Source organism: Amycolatopsis sp. TRM77291, assembly GCF_054166285.1.
Genome location: NZ_JBSZHF010000027.1, coordinates 1 through 1,025 on the forward strand (window position 1 = coordinate 1; position 1,025 = coordinate 1,025).

The window sequence follows — 1,025 nt, forward strand, 5'->3', positions numbered from 1 at the left end:
GATCGGCTTAAGCCAGCCCAGCGTCTGCCGCGGCCGGTCGTTGAGTTCGTCTGCGATGGCATCGAGTTCGTCCTGTGAATACCCTGATAGGTCGGTTCCTTTGTGAAGGTACTGGCGCAGTAATCCATTGGTGTTCTCGTTGCTGCCGCGTTGCCAGGGTGAGCGCGGGTCACAAAAATACACCGGCATGCCGGTGGCCATGGTGAACTTTCCGTGGCCGCCCATCTCGCCACCCTGATCCCCAGTGACGCTGTTTTTGAAAACGTCAGGCAAGGTGTTCATCTTGGCGGCCAGCCGTGGGGCCACATTCTCGGCCGTGCGATCGTGAGGAATACGCACCAGCATGACGAATCGAGTGCACCGTTCGACCAAGGTCGCGATCTGCGATTGATTGTTCGCGCCGACGATCAGATCGCCTTCCCAGAACCCAGGCACGGCACGGTCCTCAGCCTCGGCCGGCCGCTCGCTGATCAAGACCATGTCCTTGATCTTGCCCCGCAGCTCCGCCCCTCGGGACCGGCCCGTCGCTTGATCCTGCCTTGGCGTAACCCCTCGGCCACCTCCGTCCGCAACGCCCCCTTCGCCTGTACGAACAACGCCTGGTAAATCGCTTCATGTGACACCCAGCGAGAATGATCCATCGGATGGTCGAGCCGCAACCTGTACGCGATCCGCATCGGCGACCACTTCTTCCGTAGCCCCTGATACACCATGCGAGTCAGAAACGGCGACTTCAGCACCTTGCGTTCTTTTGGACGCTTCCGTAGACGATCCGCCCGGCGCTGCGCGACCAACGGCGAATACACCTCCCGCCCACCATTACGGTCAACCTCGCGGGACACCACCGAATGATCCCGCCCAATCCAGGCCCCAATCTCCCGAAACGACCTTCCCCCGCCTCAACCCAGACGCGATCAACTCGCGCTCCACCGACCGCAACGGAACACCACGCGACACGGAACACCCCTTCACTACCCAGAACGAGCATTATCCCCAGCCGGTGCACTGACCATCTGAGGCCAAGG

General features: G+C 61.4%; 1 protein-coding gene and 1 pseudogene. Both read right to left on the bottom strand.

All coding sequences use genetic code 11. The features are described from left to right. A pseudogene (locus ACXIZN_RS43200) lies at window positions 1-525 on the bottom strand (IS30 family transposase); the annotation flags it as partial. Beyond that, complete coding sequence (locus ACXIZN_RS43205; protein ID WP_457960782.1) at window positions 471-875, bottom strand: transposase; 405 nt, start codon at window positions 873-875, stop codon at window positions 471-473. The gene ACXIZN_RS43205 and the pseudogene ACXIZN_RS43200, both read right to left, overlap by 55 nt. Between the last annotated feature and the right edge of the window lie 150 nt (window positions 876-1,025).